Origin of the sequence: uncultured Sneathiella sp., assembly GCF_963973085.1 — a bacterium.
GTDB lineage: Bacteria > Pseudomonadota > Alphaproteobacteria > Sneathiellales > Sneathiellaceae > Sneathiella.
In genome coordinates this window covers 476,544-492,433 of sequence record NZ_CAXAXA010000001.1, presented here as the reverse complement: position 1 = coordinate 492,433, position 15,890 = coordinate 476,544, and the positions used below count along the sequence as shown (strand labels likewise).

Below are 15,890 nucleotides of genomic sequence, written 5' to 3'. Positions count from 1 at the left end.
ACAGTTGAGAATAAATGAAAAAAAGAATCTTGGTCACAGGGGCGAGCGGCGGCATAGGCCGGGCCATCGCCTTGCGGCTCGCGCAGGACGGGTTTGAGATTGTCGCCCATTGCGGGCGCAACCGCGATGCCGGGATGCAGACGGTCGATCTGATCGAGGCGGCGGGCGGCACGGCGCGGCTTGTGCAGTTCGATATCTCCGATCGCGATGAATGCCGCGATATCCTGATCCCGGAGGTCGAGGAATTCGGCGCCTTTTATGGCGCGGTGCTGAATGCGGGCATTACCCGTGATACCGCCTTTCCCGCCATGACCGACGAGGAATGGGATGCGGTCATCCATACCAATCTTGACGGTTTCTACAATGTGCTGAAACCGATCACCATGCCGATGGTGTCGGCGCGCAAGGGCGGCCGGATTGTAGTAATTTCCTCGGTCTCCGGGGAGATGGGAAATCGCGGCCAGGTGAATTACAGCGCCTCCAAAGCAGGCCTTATTGGCGCGGCGAAGGCGCTGGCGCTGGAGCTGGCGAAGCGAAAGATTACGGTCAATTGCGTCGCCCCCGGCCTGATCGAGACGGCGATGAGCGACGATCTGCCGCTTGACGAGATTATGAAGATGATCCCGCTCCGGCGTCTTGGCGATGTCGATGAAGTGGCGGCGACGGTCTCCTTCCTTTGCTCCGACGGGGCGGGCTATATTACCCGGCAGGTGATCTCGGTAAACGGGGGAATGGCATGACGACGCGTGTGGTGGTAACGGGAATGGGCGGTGTAACGTCCCTTGGCGAGGACTGGGGCGATATCTCCACCCGCATGCGGGCCGGGGAAACCGGTATTCGCCGCATGGCCAGCTGGGACTTTTATGACGGCCTCAATACCCGCCTTGCCGGTCCGGTGGAGGGGTTCAATATCGATGACCGCTATTCCCGCAAGGCGCTTCGGAGCATGGGCCCGGTCGCCAAAATGTCTGTTTACGCGACGGAGCGCGCGCTGGAGATGGCGGGGCTGCTGAACGATCCGGTGCTCAAATCCGGTCGCGTCGGCGTCGCTTACGGTTCGTCCTTTGGCAGCACGAAACCGGTTCTCGCCTTCACCGACCTGATGCGTGACGGTCATTCTCGCGACCTTACCGCGACCAGCTATGTCAAGATGATGAGCCATACGACAGCGGTCAATATCGGCGTTTTCTTCGGCCTTGCGGGCCGGGTCATTCCGACTTCCAGTGCCTGTACGTCGGGCAGTCAGGGCATCGGCTATGCCTATGAGGCGATCAAATACGGCCTGCAGGACATGATGGTCGCGGGCGGGGCGGAGGAACTCTGCCCGACCATGGCGGCGGTGTTCGACACGCTTTATGCCACCAGTATCCGCAATGACGAGCCGCATCGCTCCCCGCGCCCCTTCGATAAGGACCGCGACGGGCTGGTGATCGGGGAGGGGGCGGCGACGCTGGTGCTGGAGTCCTATGATCACGCGATCGCGCGCGGCGCGCACATCCTCGCCGAGATCGTCGGCTTCGCCACCAATTCCGATGGCCGCCATATCACCAACCCGACGCAGGCGACCATGGAAGTGGCGATGCAGGGCGCGCTTGATAACGCCGGGCTAAAGGCGGCTGATATCGATTTCATCAGTGGCCATGGCACGGCGACGGAGCAGGGCGACATTGCGGAAAGCCAGGCAACGCTGAACATCCTCGGCGCTGATATCCCGATCCATTCCCTCAAAAGCTACTTCGGGCACAGCCTCGGCGCCTGCGGCGCGATCGAGGCCTGGCTCGGGATCGAGATGATGCGGGAGGGCTGGTTCGCGCCAACGGCGAACCTTGAAAATGTCGATGCGGCCTGCGCCGAGATCGACTATGTGATGGGAGAGGGGCGAAACATCGCGGTGCGTCACCTGATGAGCAACAACTTTGCCTTTGGCGGAATCAACAGCTCGCTGATTTTCCGGAACTCCGCCGAAGCCTAGCGTTATGCAACCGGATTGGGGTCGAGGGAGATGCCGGGTAGCGCTGTATTGACCGTATTGTAGATAAATTCCGGCGGATCGACGAAATTGAGGCCGACAACCCGGCCGTTCTGCCAGACGAGATGGCAATTGAACGCGCCGAAGCGCGGCACTTCCAGTATCACCTCGTTGGTCGGGCGGAAATCCGCTTTTGTCTGGAACCGGGCGCCGGTCACCGAAAGATCGCGCACTACGCCGGGAACCGTCTGCTCATTCCCCACCAGGCGGGCCCCCCAGAGCAGGGACAACTTGCCATTCCACATGACCGTTTTCCGTTTATACCTCCGCTTGTCGAGCCCGGAAGCGCCAGTGTCATTCTGTTCCGAAATTGTCCTACCCAATCCTACTGTTACCTGTCCCGGCCACTATACCGAGAAGCCAGTAAATCGAAAAGAGATTAATTCGGCGTGAAAAATCCTGGCTAAATTTATGAAAATCGTCTGCAGTTTCAATCCAGAATGACGGTGACCTGGCGGCCGGAGACGTCATATTCGCCTTTCACGAAGTCCTTGTTCTTGTCGAACCAGAGCTTGGCCTGCCAGTCGCCGGTGAAGGTGAATTTTTCCGCTTCAACGCTTTTGCCGCCGACGTCGACGGTTTCCGCATCCTTGGCGATCTTGACGTTCAGCAGTTCGAAATCGACGATATTGAACAGCAGGGTGTTTTCCGTGATGGCGTAGTGCCAGGGGGAAGTCGGGAAGGCGTTGAGCGGCAGGGTCAGCTCCTTGCCGTTATAGGTTGCCTTGTAGTCTTCGGTATTGCGAGTGAGGGCGATTTCATGGGCGGTGCCGTTGTCATCAGTCTTGCCATCCATTTCCTGTAACTCCCCGCTGCTCCAGCTTTCTTTCAGATTCTGGGTGAAGCCGTAGACTTCCATGCCAAGGAACGAAACAGAGGCGTTGGCCTTCAGCTTCTCAACCTCTCCTTTTTCATTCCGGACCGTGGTGAGATGCACCTGACCGATCTTGTCCCCCTTGAGATAGACCGAGGCAAACATGTTCCTTTGCGAGCTGTCGGCAAGGGCGGTCCCGGCGAAGAGGCCGATGACCATGATTGGGGCGAATAGGGGGCGAAACATATGTCTTCTCCTGAATGATAACTTCCATTATACAGCCTTTGGCGGCGATTTGTGTAAAAATGATGTTATCGAAGTATATATTTATAGATGTAATATTCAAAGTATAATCTCTATATAGTTGTTTTCGCTATTTTTGTTTTCCGGCTTTTATTTACCGCCGACCTAGACTCTGTAGGGTCGGAACATTAGTTTATAGACAATAGAAAATGCTGCAAAAACTGAACTTTGGCCCTTGCCCGGAATGCGTCTCCCGGCCTTATCCGAGAATTTGATATCTTGCTTCTCTGCCGTTTTAAAAATTTCCCTGTTCTGTTGCTGTTGGCGACGCTGTTGCCGATGGCTGCCGTTTTGCCGGTTTGGGCCGCGGAGTCGGATGTCTCGAAGACGGCCGCGCCAGATTTCAGCTATGACGTAACCATCAACGGCGCACCGAGCGATGCGATTGACGACCTGCTCGAACAGTCCTCCCGCTTGGAACAGCTTTCCGATAAGACACCCGCCAGCCAGGCCGCCCTGCGCCGCCGGGCGGAGGAAGATGTGGAGGGGTTTCAGAAGGTGCTCCGCTCGGAAGGCTATTACGCGAACGAGGTTACCTTCAAGATTGACGAGAAGCAGTCGCCCATCGCGGTCACCTTCGATATTGACCCCGGTCCGCTTTTCCGGATCACGAAGTTCGATATCGGCTTTACCAAGGGCGCGGAGAACCCGGAGGTGCCGAAGCTCTCGGATCTCGGGATCGAGATCGGCATGCCGGCCCGCTCCGAACCGGTAGTGAACGCCCAGTCCCAGGCAATTGTCGAACTGACCAATCGCGGCTATCCGGATGCCCGCATTGACAATCAGGAGGCTGTTGTCGATTTCGCGACCGACGCCATGGAGGTGACCGTCACCATCGATGCCGGTCCGCGCCTCTATATGGGGGAGCTGAAGCTTGAAGGGCTGGAAACGGTGGAGGAGGACTATGTCCGGCGGATTGCGGCATGGGAGCCGGGCAAGCTCTATGACACACGGGTTCTCGATGAGCTCCGGCGACGCTATCTCCGCACCGGGCTGTTCAACAGCGTCCGGTTGAAACCACGAAAAGAGGCCGAGGCCGACAGCACCGTGCCCATCACCCTGATGTTTGAGGAACGGGAGCATCGCTCCATCGGCCTTGGCGCGGGTTACTCGACCAGTGAAGGCTTTGGTACGCAGTATTATTGGGAGAATCGCAATATGTTCGGCCAGGGAGAGAAGCTCCGGGCCGACCTGACGATTGCGGAAATCCGCCGGGAGTTGAAAATCAGCTATGTGAAGCCGAATTTCATCAGGCTGGACCATAATCTCAATGCCAGTTTTGATATCAAGCAGGAAAATACCGAGGCCTATGACGAAGACTCCGTGACCGCCTTTGTCGGGATTGACCGACGGTGGCGCAAGAAATGGGTGGTGGGCGCCGGTGTCTCGCTGGAATATGCCGAGATCGACGACAGCGGTGTCGAGGAAAGTTATGCGCTTGCCGGATTGCCGCTGACGGCGCGCTATGATTCCACCGACGACCTGCTCGATCCGACGAAGGGACGGCGGTTCAGCGCCGAACTGGTGCCCTATCTCGGGCTGAATGATGTGTCGCCGGATTTCCTTCGGCTGGAGCTGGATGGCTCGACCTATTACTCCGTTATCGATAAGGAAAGATTGATCCTCGCGGCCCGGGCCAAGCTGGGCATGATGGCGGGGGACAGCGCAAACGCGATCCCGGCGCCCAAGCGTTTCTATTCCGGCGGCGGCGGCTCCGTCCGGGGGTATCAGTATCAGACGGTTGGTCCGCTCGATGCCAATAATGATCCCATTGGGGGGCGGTCCCTGCTTGAAGTCGGGTTCGAGGCCCGGGTCAAGATCACTGACAGTATCGGCATCGTCCCCTTTATCGAGGGCGGCAATGTCTATGAGAGCATGGCGCCTGATTTCTCCGGTGAATTCCTCTGGGGCGCCGGTCTCGGTTTTCGCTATTACACGGCGATCGGTCCGATCCGCCTTGATGTTGCGGTGCCGCTCAACAAGCGGCCCAACGTCGATGATTCCTATCAGATTTATATCAGTATCGGTCAGGCCTTCTAATGACACGCAAGACGCTTATCGCCACCATAATTCTGGCGCCGGTCGTGATTGCTGTCCTGCTGGTCGGCGGCGCTTATCTTTTCTTGCAGACCGATAGCGGGCGGGCGCTGCTGGTCTCCGAGATCGAGTCTGCGGTCAATGACCCGGACGGCCTGACAATCGAGCTGGGCCCGCTGGAGGGGAATATCCTCGGCGACTTCTCGATTGCGAACGTCCGCCTGCGAGACGCGCAGGGCGAATGGCTGCGGATCGAGGATATCCAAGGTTCCTGGTCCCCGTTTGAGTTGCTGAGTGGCACACTCGATATCAACGCCATCACGGCGGCACGGCTGGAGCTCGACCGGCAACCCGTCCTTCCGCCGTCGGAAGAAGAGACGGAGAGCGCCCCCGGCCTTCCCGCGTTGCCGGTCAATATCCGCCTATCCCGTTTCGAGATTGCGGAGATAATAATCGCTGAGCCGGTTGTCGGGCAGGCGGCGGATCTGAGCCTTTTGGTTAATCTTAATGCAAAAATCGATGACGTCATCCATAGCGAGATCAGGCTTTCCGAGCAGGGCAGCGATGGCGGCCTTAACGGCAGTGTTGATTTTGATCCTGCCAAGGAAACCCTGGCGGTGGATGTCCGGCTTGAGGAGCCCGAGGGCGGGCTGATTTCGCGTCTTCTCGCGCTGCCGGGCTACCCGGCGATCAAGGCAACCGTCGTTGGCGAGGGGCCCCTCAATGGGTGGAGTGGGCAACTGGAGGCCAGCGCGGGCCGGATATTCGAGGCGGATTTCGTCATAAAAACGGAGGGCGGGGAGAAAATCCGGATCGATCTTGACGGCGGAGCGGCGCTCGATCAATCGCTGGCGGCGGACATTCCGCTGGTTGATGACTCGCGCATCTCCATCGCCGCCGCGCTTGTTTATGATACGGAAACAACGGAAGTGACGCTCACCTCTGCCGATGTGGAGAATGCGGTGTTGCAGGTCAGTGCCAGCGGCACCGTCAACCCCGCCGACGAGGCGGTCAAACTCTCCCTCACCACGACGTTGCGCGATACCGCCGAGGTCAACAAGCTGATGGCGCCCGCTGCGATTTCCGGCGGCACGATCACCCTCGATCTCGATGGCACCTTCGATGCCATGACCGCCAACGCGCTGGTCAAGGCAACGGAACTGGATATCGAGGACAGCCTCGCCGCGCGCGAGGTGACGGGCACCTTTACCTCCAAGCTGGATCTTGCCGACATGGAGGTGATCCCGCTGAAAGGCTCTGCCGCACTGGTGAACCTCTCGAAACTGCCGCCGGAGGCGGTGAGCCTCATCGGTGAAAATCTCGACATCGATTTCGAGCTGACCTATGCCCTGGAGACGGAGAAGCTGGACCTCACGACACTTCGTTTGCTGGGCGCGCATGTGACGGCCGAAGGGGCGGGCGCGCTCAATATCGCGGACCTGAGCGCCGAAGCGGATGTTGCGCTCACCCTTGACGATTTGTCCCGCGCCCTGCCGATGGCGGGCAAGCTGGTTGCCGATCTCAGCCTTACCAGCCCGGATATCAGTCAGACCATGAGCGGCACGCTGAAAGCCCGCACGGAGCAGTTCGACATGCAGGACGCGAGCCTGCAACCGCTTGTCGGGTCGGCACCGACACTGGATGTGAAGATCGACATGGCCGATGAGAAGCTGACCTTCACTGATATCCTGCTGGCAGTTGCCTCCGGCGAGGTAACGGGCCAGGCGGCGCTTCCGATGTCGTTCGAGACAATTGAGGCGGACCTGACGGCCAAGACGCCCGCGCTCGCGCCGCTGAGTGATATTGCGACCATTCCAATTAAAGGGAACGCGGTGTTGCAGGCGACGCTCTCCGGCGCGCTCGCAGATCCGGATATCGACGGGCGGCTCGATGTTGCCAATCTCGATGTGGATGGCATGGCGCTCGGCGCGCTGGATGCGGAAGTAAAGGTGCAGGCCCTTGCAACCTCGCCTGACGGGAAAATTTCCCTGCGCCTCCGTCATGACAAGCTGACGGCGCTTGCCGCTGCTGATTTTGCCTTGCCCGACTACGGCCGTCTGGATCTCACCAACCTCAGCGTTACCGAGCAGGACAATAAGATCGCCGGCGATCTGACAGTGCCTTTCGATGGCAGTCCGCTGACCGGCGAGGTAAAGGCGACCATTCCTGATCTGGCAACGGTTGCGGCATTAGCAGGTGAAACCGCTGCGGGCAGCCTCGACCTTGCGGCGACACTGGCCGATCAGGGCGGGGAGCAGGCGATCAACGCCACCGTCAACGGCAAGGCGTTGCAGCTTGAGTCTGCTGATGTTGCCCTTGAAACGCTGACGGCAAAAGCGTCGATGACTGGCGCCTTCGATGCCCCCGCACTTGAGGCGACGGCGGAGATTGCCAATATCCGCCTCGCGGCGCAGGAACTCAAGTCAGTGTCCGCCAGCGTAAACGGTGGCTTCAAGGATCTTGATTATCGTATCGCTTTGACGCGCGGGGCGGAGCCGGAGCTGGAACTTACCGGCAGCGGTAATCTGAAACTCGGCGATACAGCGACGGAAATCTGGCTGGCCGCCCTCGACGGGGCGTTCGCCGGACGGAAGATCGCGCTGACGCAGCCGCTCGCCCTGACGCTGGAGGGGGAGGATATTACGCTGGATACTTTCGTCCTCGCCTTCGGGGAAGGGGAGATGCAGGCGTCCGGTAGCCTGACGTCCGCGGCGGCGCGGGCCAAACTCGATTTCAGCAACCTGCCCGTCGATATGGTGGCGCTTGTCGATCCGGCCTATGAAATGTCCGGTGGCCTTAACGGGGGCGCGACGCTCTCCGTCGAGAAAGGGACCCCCGCGACCGGAACGCTCACCCTCAAGGCCACGGAGGTGCGATTGACGGGCGAGGAATATGCCGAGCTTCCGGCCTTTGCCAGCACCGTCACCGCCGATCTGAAAGACGGAGAGCTGGCCGTCACCGGCGATGTCACGGGGCTGGAGGCGACCACCATTGACATCACGGGTCGGCTGCCGTTCGACCTCTCGCTCGACCCGTTCAATGTCCGGATTGATGAGGATAAACCGGTTAATGCCAAACTCGATATTGATAGCGAACTCAAGAAGATATGGCCGCTTCTTGCGATGGATACTCAAAAGATGAGTGGGCAGCTTACCGCCGATGCCATGGTAACGGGCACGATCAACGCGCCGGAAATCAACGGCAATTTACGCCTCGCTGACGGTTATTTCGAGGAAATCGAGCAGGGCACAATTCTCAAGAATATCTCCATCAAGGCGGATATCGCGAATAGCGAGGTCCTGACGATCGAGACCAGCGCGGTTGACAATCAGGGCGGTACGGTCAAATCCTCGGGCACCGTTAATTTCGAGACGCTGACCGATCCGCGTGTCGATGTAACGACTACCATGGCGGGGCTGCTGGCCGTCAATCGCGATGATATCACGGTCATCACGGACGGGGATATCATCGTCAAGGGCGAGACGAGCAACCTCTATGTCGAGGGGAGCGTGACCACACGGGAAGTCGAGATCAATATCGGCGGCTCGGTCGCGCCGAATATCGTCGATTTGCAGTATGAGGTGGTCAACCGGCCCGGCGCGCCGGAAAAGAAGGAAGAGACTGTCGCAACGCAATCCACGATCAATCTGGATTTCGATTTGCATCTGCCGGGCCGGGTGTTCATTCGCGGGCGCGGCCTGGATTCCGAATGGCAAGGGAACTTCATTGTCCGCGGCACTGCGGCGCAGCCCCGGATCGAGGGGCAAATCAGCCCGGTGCGGGGCCAGTTCACCTTCGCCGGCAAGAGCTTCAAGCTCCAGGAAGGGGAGATTGCGCTGGTCGGCGGCGAGACGATCAATCCGGAGCTGTCGCTGAAGGCGCGCTATGACGGGCCGAACGTCACGGCCATCGTGACCATATCCGGCACTGCCTCGAACCCGAAAATCAGCTTCACCTCTCCCGACGGACTGCCGCAGGATGAGGTGCTGTCCCATGTCCTGTTCGGCAAATCATCGGGCAAACTCTCGGCGCTGGAGGCGGTTCAGCTTGCGGAAACGATTGCGACCCTCTCGGGCAAACTTGGCGGCGGGGGCGGCATCACGGGCTTTGCGCGCGAAACCCTTGGTGTCGATGTGATCAGCGCCAGCACCAATGAAGAAACCGGCGCGGCGGAGGTGAGCGTCGGTAAGTATGTCACCGACAACGTCTATGTCGGCGTCGATCAGGGGGCGGGCTCCGGTAGTACCCGTGCCAAGGTGCAGATCGAGCTGACGCCCAATATCTCGGTCGAAAGCGAGGTTGGCCAGTCAACGGACAGCAGCGTCGGCATTTTCTGGAAATGGGACTACTGATTGTTCCGGATTTTGCCTGCCCGGATTAAGACATAATTCATCCTTACCTTCGACAATCGAATGAACTCTTATCTGATCAAGGGGATAAAATGGTGATGTTCAATGCGCATGCGACTAAAGGCCGAATGCTCAAGACTGCGATGGTTTCGGTTCTGGCGCTGGGATTTGTCGGAGCTGATATCGCGCCGGTCAAGGCCGACCCACCCCCTTGGGCGCCCGCCCATGGCTATCGCGACAAGCAGATGAAAAAAGGCAAGGGCAAGAAAAACAAGGGCTATTACGCTGCCCCGGTTCCCATTGCCGTTCCGTTCGGCATTGATGTTGGCGAATGCAATCGCGAACTGCTGGGCAGCGTGCTTGGGGCGACCGTCGGCGGTGTTGCCGGATCGCAGGTCGGCAAGGGCGATGGCAAGATTGTCGCCGTCGCCGGGGGCACGATCATTGGTTACCTGCTGGGCGGGGCGATCGGCCGCAGCATGGACGAGGTTGACCAGAACTGCGTCGGTCAGGCTATGGAACATGCCGAAGACGGTCAGGAAATCGTCTGGAACAATCCGCGGAACGGCGCCGAGTATGAAATCAGCCCGGAACGGACCTATCAGCAGAAAAGCGGAGAATATTGCCGCGAGTACACCGCCGAGGCGGAAATTAACGGCAAGATCGAGAAAAGCTACGGTACCGCCTGCCGCCAGGTCGATGGCAGCTGGAAGCTGATGAACTGAACCATTTACGCGGAACAAGGGGTATTTTCCGCGTCACAGATTGTCATTTCCGGCGTCCTTGAGGATGTGTGCCCGGGGTTTCCCGGCGCTCAGCCTTTAGGAAAGAAACCAGCATGACCGATACGGATAATACCCCGACGACCCTCTCAAGGGATACCCTCGCCTTTTTGAAGACGCAAAACTATGCCGACCTGCAGGAGGCCGTGAAAAAAGACCCCTCCCTTGCAAAGGCAAGTGAGCCCAGGAACGGCTATACGCTTCTCTGTCTGATCGCCGATGATGACAATGTGCCGGAAAAGGACATGACGGGCCTCGTCAGCCTGCTGCTCTCAAACGGAGCGGATTTAACGGCGCAAAGCAAAGACGGAGCAAAGAATACGGCGCTGCATCTGGCGCTGGCGGCGCGCAATATCTATTTTCTCCGCGCGGTGAAAGCGGCGGCGCCAGACAAGATGATGCTGTTCTCGACGGTCAAGAACGGAAATGACGAAACGGCTCTGGGAGCTTTTGCCAAAGTTAATCCGGAGCTCGACGATATGATCAACCTGATCGAGCTCATGATTTTGGTAAAAGGCTGACCGCAGGCGCTTTTTTCTGGTGGGTTTCTCGTCTTTGATTGCTATGATGGCAAAAAACAAAGAAGATCCCGACGGAAAAGGAACCCCGCATGAGCTATGAATTTATTTCGGTCACCACGGACGACCATATTACCCGGATCACCTTTGAACGGCCGGAAGTGCTAAACGCCATCAATCCGCCGATGCATGCGGAGATGCAGCGTGCCCTCGATGCCTTTGCAGGCGACGCGGATCAGTATATCTGCGTGCTGCGCGGACGCGGAGAGCGGGCTTTTTGCGCGGGCAGCGACCTCAAAGCCATCGCCGCCAGCAAGGACCCCAAGGCGCGGGACTATCCCAAGAACGGCTATGCGGGCCTGATCGAGCGCTATGACCTCGCCAAGCCGGTGATTGCGGCGGTTGATGGTATCGCCTATGGCGGCGGGTTCGAGATTGCGCTCGCTTGCGACATCATCATCGCCACGGAGAATTCCCGCTTTAGCCTCCCCGAACCGCTGGTCGGCGCGGTTGCGCTCGGCGGCGGGTTGCACCGGCTTGCGCGCCAGATTGGCCTGAAAAAGGCGATGGGCATGATCCTGAGTTCCGACAGTGTCGATGCGGCGGAAGGGGAGCGGCTTGGTTTCGTTAATGAGGTGGTCGCGCCCTACGCGATGGAGGAAGCGATTGACCGCTGGTGCCAGATGATCCTACGCGCCAGCCCGCTTGCCATTCGCGCGTCCAAGGAAACAGTCATGCGCAGCCTCGATGAGCCGTCGCTCGCCGATGCAATCACCAACCAGAAAAGCTACCCCGCGTTCGAGGCTTTGATGAACTCGGAAGACCGCATCGAAGGCCCGCGCGCCTTCGCCGAGAAGCGCAAGCCCGTCTGGAAAGGCCGCTAGGCGCTAGCCGCCGATCCGTTCCCACAGCAGGTGATGCTCGTATGTGTTGCCCGATGACGTGGTCTCCGGCTTGGTCTTGAGGAGGACATCCGCCCCCTGAAGCGCCACTTTCCGGATCAACGGGTTGCCGATCCAGTAGGGGACCGTCGCGACATCGACGTCATGAATGACATCGTCTCCCTCAACGCGGAAATCGCCGCCATAGGCGAGGCAGATATCCGGGCTCGCCGCGGTGTCGCGCGACTGCTCGGCGAAGTCGCGGCGCATCAGGAAGCCGCTCATCCGTCCTTCCGGCGAATAGATAATCTGGCCCTTCGCATCCTCGCCCATGGGATAGCCGACCGGTTCCCCGTTCTTGAGGCTTGTCCAGCTTTTCAGGCGCCAGGTGCCGATCAGGTCGTCGCGGGTCATCATTGGAATTTTCCTTTTCTTGTTCTTATGTAATCTTCAAGTTAGCAGCTTGGCGCGGCCGCTAAAAGCTGTAAAATCAACGACCGGAAAAGGGAAGGCAAATATGTTTAAAATCAGCAATATCGACCATATCGTGCTGCGGGTGAAGGACCTCGACAAGATGATGGCCTTCTATCAGCAGGTGCTCGGCTGCCCGGTCGAGAAGGTGCAGGAAGGCATCGGCCTCTATCAGCTTCGCGCCGGGACGGCCCTGATCGACATCGTCCCCGTTGACGGCACGCTCGGGCAGATGGGCGGCGCGGCACCGGGCAAGGAAGGGCGCAACCTCGATCATTTCTGCCTCCGGGTGGAACCGTTCGACGCGGACGAAATCCGCGCCCACCTTGCAAGCCACGGCATAGACGCAGGCGACCTCAAGAGCCGCTACGGCGCGGAGGGCGAGGGCCCGTCCTTCTATATCAGCGACCCCGAAGGCAATGTCGTTGAGCTGAAAGGCCCACCCGCAGCATGAAGCAGAAGCAATTATGGGCGGCGCTGGCGCTGCTGCTGTTGATCGGCGGCGGATATTATCTGCTGACGGCCGGCAAGGACGGAGACGGCGGGAGCGGTGCGCCGATGGTCTCCGTCACCGTGCCGGAGCTGACGGTGGCGGCAGAGCGCGGCAAGGTCGCGTTCGATGCCAGCTGTGCCTCCTGCCACGGGGCCAATGCCGCAGGGCAGGAGGGGATCGCCCCGCCGCTGGTTCATAAAATATATGAGCCCGGCCATCATGGCGACGCCAGCTTCTTTCGCGCCGCGAAAGCGGGCGTGCGGGCGCATCACTGGCCGTTCGGCGATATGCCGCCGGTCGCGGCGGTGACAGAGGAGGAACTGGCGGCGATCGTCCTCTATATCCGCGAACTCCAGCGCGCCAACGGCATTGACTAGGGGCAAAACAAGGGGAAGCAGGCATGTGGAAAGTAATCTGGCTGGGCATTTATTTCGCCGTGCTGATCTGGTCGGCAATCGAGCCCAAGGGCTATTTCATCTGGTTCCTGGAGGTTGTCCCGGCCCTGATCGGCCTTGCCATCCTCGTGCTGACCTATAAAAAATTCCCTTTAACGCCGTTGCTTTACACGCTCATCCTCATCCATTGTGTCATCCTGATGGTGGGCGGGCATTACACCTATGCCGAGGTGCCGCTGTTCGACACCATCAAGCCCTGGTTCGGCTTTGAGCGGAACCATTATGATCGCGTCGGCCATTTCGCCCAAGGCTTCGTGCCCGCGATCATCGCCCGCGAAATCCTGATCCGGCTGAAAATCGTGAATTTCGCGGGCTGGCGGAATTTCATCATCGTCTCCATCTGCCTTGCCTTCAGCGCCTTCTACGAGCTGATCGAATGGGCCGTCGCGCTGATAAGCGGAGAAGAGGCCGCCGCCTTCCTCGCGACGCAAGGCGATATCTGGGACACCCAAAGCGACATGGCCTTGGCGCTCTTGGGGGCGATACTAGCGCTGTTGTTGCTGTCAAGGCCGCATGACCGGCAACTGGCGAGGGTGGGGTGACGGATTATTTGACGCTATAATTTGTATGGGCCTTTTTCATATATGCAAGAACGTCTTTATAGGAGCAATTTAACCCGGTCATTATTATAGCTAAATCGCCGGGTACAGAATACTTGAAAAGCTTGGTAGGAAATTCATCGCTCTTTTTATTATCAGTCGTATTTAAGGTGATGGCTGCAAATCGAATGGGAAATAATCCTAGAGTTCTGTGTGGCCGGATAGTGAATAGCTCAAAGTCTTTAATTTCAGACCAGGGAATTAATTTCCTTGGCCAATCGCGGTTATAAAGGCCTTCATTGGTAATTCTTACTTGAACTCGCCGGTCGAAAAATCGGTAGACAGCGCGTAAATAAAGGGCGCTGCATAAGAGAAATCCCAAAACGTAAACCCAACCTTTTTCTTGTGTTTCTATTCCTTTTGTTAAGCTACCCCAAAAATCGGATATATCTATGTTCAAAAACAAAATGCTTGCCACGGCAAAAAAACCGTTGGCGAGCATCAGCAAAGCGGCCAGCTTTCGACTGTAACGAATTTCGATTATTTCATCATCAATTGACACTTGAAAAATCTCGGCTTTGCAGTTTCAATTTTTATAATTATAGAAATACGTAAAATCAATCTTTTAGAGTGATTGGCGGTAACGGGACCTGGGGTCATTTGCGAGCGCAGAATGTTGTCGCCTCCCACCAGCATGATTTGTCAACTACCCCAACCTCCCAAACGCATCCGCGTAGACAACCGGCTCAACCGCTACCTTTCCCTCCCCGAGTTCCAGCGCCATAAAATATTCCCCGGCATAAATGCAGTCGAAGGGCGCGGCGGTGCCAACGGAAAATCCGAAGCGGGTGTAGTAGGCGGGGTCGCCGAGGACGAAGATCAGGGCCTCGCCGTCTTTGTCCGCGCGGGCGATGGCCTCAACGATCAGCGCGCCGCCGATGCCGCCGCCCTGCCGGTCGGGCGCAACGGAGACGGGCGCGAGGGCGACGGAGTTTGCCGGGGATTTCAGCCGCGAGAGCGCAATATGACCGATGATTTTTCCGTCCTCCTCGGCCACCAGCGACAGCGTGAGGTCGTTCGCGGTACGGAGTGCCTCGACCAGATCAGCCTCCTCCGGCTGGCCGAAGGCGGCGGTGATAATTTCACGGATTTCTGCCGTATCCTCGGGCCGTTCATCGCGGAGGGTGAGGCTCACGGGCTTAACGGATTACGCGCGTCGCTCAGCAGCTTGCCGCCGATGGCGATAAAGCAGGCCCCGGCCGTCCGCTCGATCCAGTGGCTGGCCCTGGCGAAGCGCGTCATGACCGGGCGGCTCGACATGAACAGGCTGACGATGGTGTACCAGAGGAGGGAGCTTGCGAACACCAGCGCGATCATCAGGAGGAGGAGCCAGTTTGGCGTCTCCGCCGTTACCGCCGTCGCGAAAACGCTGGTGAACAGCACGACCGCTTTCGGGTTGGTCAGCGTCACCATAAAGCCGAAGAGGAGCGCGTTTCGGGCCGGTTTCTGCGCGGTCGGGTCAATCTCCACCTTGGCGGGTTTTGCCAGCAACAGCCGGATGCCGAGATAGATCAGGTAGCTTGCGCCCGCGACGCGCACCGTCCAGGCGAGCCATTCATACTGCACGAGAATGGCCGAGAGGCCGAGCAGGCTGAGGCTCGCATACATCAGCAGGCCGAGCGAGACACCAAGGGTAGTGAGCAGTCCGGCGCGCGTGCCCCCGGTCATCGAGGAGCGGACGACGCCGATGAAATCCGGCCCCGGCAGCATCAGCGCCGGAATGAAAATCCCGAAAACCGAGAGCAGTATGAGCGTGATATCCATCATCTATCCCCGCCGGTAGGTCGTTTTCCGCACCAGCTTGTCCTTCTCGAAAGAGAGAAGGTCGAGGCCGGTCATGCTCGCCTCCTTGTCGGCGCCTTCGCCCATATGCATGTGCAGGACCCAGCTGTCCATCACCTTGCCGGCCTCCGCATCGATGAAGCGATCCTCGCCCGCGAAGTTGATCTTGCCGAGCTTGCCGTTCAGCACCGGCTCGAACGCCTTGCGGATGGCGGCAAGCCCCTCGTGCGATTTGCCGTAGGCGTCGCGATACACCGCGTTTTCGGCGAAGAACGACATCACCGCGTCGATATCCTGCCGGTTGAAGGCGGCGACAAATTGATCGGTGAGGGCGGAGAGCTTTTCGCGGCTGTCGGTCAGGGTTGTTGTCATGGCAG

Annotated in this window: 17 protein-coding genes; 10 read left to right on the top strand and 7 right to left on the bottom strand. The window is 58.7% G+C overall.

Translation table 11 applies throughout. From position 1 onward, the window contains the following. Positions 1-14 precede the first annotated feature (14 nt). Positions 15-740 (top strand): 3-oxoacyl-ACP reductase FabG, encoded by a 726-nt coding sequence (gene fabG, locus AACZ19_RS02325; RefSeq protein ID WP_339630752.1) that lies wholly within the window; start codon positions 15-17, stop codon positions 738-740. Continuing rightward, on the top strand, positions 737-1,972 hold the full coding sequence (locus tag AACZ19_RS02320; protein ID WP_339630750.1) for a beta-ketoacyl-ACP synthase: 1,236 nt from the start codon (positions 737-739) through the stop codon (positions 1,970-1,972). The genes fabG and AACZ19_RS02320 overlap by 4 nt, the downstream gene beginning before the upstream one ends. A 2-nt stretch (positions 1,973-1,974) precedes the next feature. Here the strand turns inward: AACZ19_RS02320 and AACZ19_RS02315 are convergent, their stop codons facing one another. Together AACZ19_RS02315 and AACZ19_RS02310 are read right to left on the bottom strand one after the other, a co-directional pair. After that, complete coding sequence (locus tag AACZ19_RS02315) at positions 1,975-2,352, bottom strand: PilZ domain-containing protein (RefSeq protein ID WP_339630748.1); 378 nt, start codon at positions 2,350-2,352, stop codon at positions 1,975-1,977. 107 nt (positions 2,353-2,459) lie between these two features. Next, positions 2,460-3,089, bottom strand: coding sequence for a DUF6134 family protein (locus AACZ19_RS02310; protein ID WP_339630746.1), 630 nt, complete (start codon positions 3,087-3,089; stop codon positions 2,460-2,462). Between the two features lie 336 nt (positions 3,090-3,425). On the opposite strand from AACZ19_RS02310, the gene AACZ19_RS02305 reads away from it, so the two are divergent. From AACZ19_RS02305 to AACZ19_RS02285, 5 genes are all read left to right on the top strand, one after another. Then, positions 3,426-5,186, top strand: a complete 1,761-nt coding sequence (locus tag AACZ19_RS02305; RefSeq protein WP_339630745.1) for an autotransporter assembly complex family protein — start codon at positions 3,426-3,428, stop codon at positions 5,184-5,186. Beyond that, entirely contained in the window at positions 5,186-9,535 is a 4,350-nt protein-coding gene (locus tag AACZ19_RS02300; protein WP_339630743.1) for a translocation/assembly module TamB domain-containing protein, read from the top strand. The genes AACZ19_RS02305 and AACZ19_RS02300 overlap by 1 nt, the downstream gene beginning before the upstream one ends. Positions 9,536-9,624: 89 nt before the next feature. Continuing rightward, positions 9,625-10,257: an RT0821/Lpp0805 family surface protein gene (locus AACZ19_RS02295; protein ID WP_339630741.1), complete on the top strand. Its 633-nt coding sequence runs from the start codon at positions 9,625-9,627 to the stop codon at positions 10,255-10,257. A 113-nt stretch (positions 10,258-10,370) separates the two neighbouring features. Continuing rightward, on the top strand, positions 10,371-10,835 hold the full coding sequence (locus AACZ19_RS02290) for a hypothetical protein (protein ID WP_339630739.1): 465 nt from the start codon (positions 10,371-10,373) through the stop codon (positions 10,833-10,835). Between the two features lie 89 nt (positions 10,836-10,924). After that, positions 10,925-11,716 (top strand): enoyl-CoA hydratase-related protein, encoded by a 792-nt coding sequence (locus AACZ19_RS02285; protein WP_339630737.1) that lies wholly within the window; start codon positions 10,925-10,927, stop codon positions 11,714-11,716. Positions 11,717-11,719: 3 nt separating this feature from the next. Here AACZ19_RS02285 and AACZ19_RS02280 read toward each other — a convergent pair whose 3' ends face one another. Beyond that, positions 11,720-12,130, bottom strand: coding sequence for a lipocalin-like domain-containing protein (locus AACZ19_RS02280; protein ID WP_339630735.1), 411 nt, complete (start codon positions 12,128-12,130; stop codon positions 11,720-11,722). Positions 12,131-12,176: 46 nt separating this feature from the next. Here AACZ19_RS02280 and AACZ19_RS02275 point away from each other — a divergent pair, with 46 nt between their 5' ends. Genes AACZ19_RS02275 through AACZ19_RS02265 form a run of 3 tightly spaced genes read left to right on the top strand, consistent with a single transcriptional unit; the run spans position 12,177 to position 13,674 of the window. Continuing rightward, entirely contained in the window at positions 12,177-12,638 is a 462-nt protein-coding gene (locus tag AACZ19_RS02275) for a VOC family protein (RefSeq protein WP_339630734.1), read from the top strand. Then, the gene (locus tag AACZ19_RS02270; RefSeq protein WP_339630733.1) at positions 12,635-13,054 is read left to right on the top strand and encodes a cytochrome c; all 420 of its coding nucleotides are present in this window, start codon (positions 12,635-12,637) and stop codon (positions 13,052-13,054) included. Before AACZ19_RS02275 ends, AACZ19_RS02270 begins: the two co-directional genes overlap by 4 nt. A gap of 23 nt (positions 13,055-13,077) precedes the next feature. Further along, on the top strand, positions 13,078-13,674 hold the full coding sequence (locus AACZ19_RS02265) for a DUF2238 domain-containing protein (RefSeq protein ID WP_339630731.1): 597 nt from the start codon (positions 13,078-13,080) through the stop codon (positions 13,672-13,674). Between the two features lie 4 nt (positions 13,675-13,678). Here AACZ19_RS02265 and AACZ19_RS02260 read toward each other — a convergent pair whose 3' ends face one another. The 4 genes from AACZ19_RS02260 to AACZ19_RS02245 form a co-directional block, all read right to left on the bottom strand. Beyond that, positions 13,679-14,233 (bottom strand): hypothetical protein, encoded by a 555-nt coding sequence (locus AACZ19_RS02260; protein ID WP_339630729.1) that lies wholly within the window; start codon positions 14,231-14,233, stop codon positions 13,679-13,681. A gap of 144 nt (positions 14,234-14,377) precedes the next feature. Then, positions 14,378-14,866 carry an N-acetyltransferase gene (locus AACZ19_RS02255; protein WP_339630727.1) on the bottom strand — a complete coding sequence of 163 codons (489 nt, stop codon included), beginning with the start codon at positions 14,864-14,866 and terminating at the stop codon, positions 14,378-14,380. Next, positions 14,863-15,498 (bottom strand): LysE family transporter, encoded by a 636-nt coding sequence (locus AACZ19_RS02250; RefSeq protein ID WP_339630725.1) that lies wholly within the window; start codon positions 15,496-15,498, stop codon positions 14,863-14,865. The genes AACZ19_RS02255 and AACZ19_RS02250 overlap by 4 nt, the downstream gene beginning before the upstream one ends. After that, a complete protein-coding gene (locus AACZ19_RS02245) occupies positions 15,499-15,885 on the bottom strand; it encodes a nuclear transport factor 2 family protein (protein ID WP_339630723.1) in 387 nt (128 codons plus the stop codon). Positions 15,886-15,890: the final 5 nt, after the last annotated feature.

Bases quoted from the DNA above. Each gene is read 5' to 3' on its own strand.
- AACZ19_RS02280 (WP_339630735.1), bottom strand. From the start codon at position 12,130: ATGATGACCCGCGACGACCTGATCGGCACCTGGCGCCTGAAAAGCTGG.
- AACZ19_RS02265 (WP_339630731.1), top strand. From the start codon at position 13,078: ATGTGGAAAGTAATCTGGCTGGGCATTTATTTCGCCGTGCTGATCTGG.
- fabG (WP_339630752.1), top strand. From the start codon at position 15: ATGAAAAAAAGAATCTTGGTCACAGGGGCGAGCGGCGGCATAGGCCGG.
- AACZ19_RS02270 (WP_339630733.1), top strand. From the start codon at position 12,635: ATGAAGCAGAAGCAATTATGGGCGGCGCTGGCGCTGCTGCTGTTGATC.
- AACZ19_RS02285 (WP_339630737.1), top strand. From the start codon at position 10,925: ATGAGCTATGAATTTATTTCGGTCACCACGGACGACCATATTACCCGG.
- AACZ19_RS02295 (WP_339630741.1), top strand. From the start codon at position 9,625: ATGGTGATGTTCAATGCGCATGCGACTAAAGGCCGAATGCTCAAGACT.
- AACZ19_RS02320 (WP_339630750.1), top strand. From the start codon at position 737: ATGACGACGCGTGTGGTGGTAACGGGAATGGGCGGTGTAACGTCCCTT.
- AACZ19_RS02290 (WP_339630739.1), top strand. From the start codon at position 10,371: ATGACCGATACGGATAATACCCCGACGACCCTCTCAAGGGATACCCTC.
- AACZ19_RS02250 (WP_339630725.1), bottom strand. From the start codon at position 15,498: ATGATGGATATCACGCTCATACTGCTCTCGGTTTTCGGGATTTTCATT.
- AACZ19_RS02305 (WP_339630745.1), top strand. From the start codon at position 3,426: ATGGCTGCCGTTTTGCCGGTTTGGGCCGCGGAGTCGGATGTCTCGAAG.
- AACZ19_RS02245 (WP_339630723.1), bottom strand. From the start codon at position 15,885: ATGACAACAACCCTGACCGACAGCCGCGAAAAGCTCTCCGCCCTCACC.
- AACZ19_RS02310 (WP_339630746.1), bottom strand. From the start codon at position 3,089: ATGTTTCGCCCCCTATTCGCCCCAATCATGGTCATCGGCCTCTTCGCC.
- AACZ19_RS02300 (WP_339630743.1), top strand. From the start codon at position 5,186: ATGACACGCAAGACGCTTATCGCCACCATAATTCTGGCGCCGGTCGTG.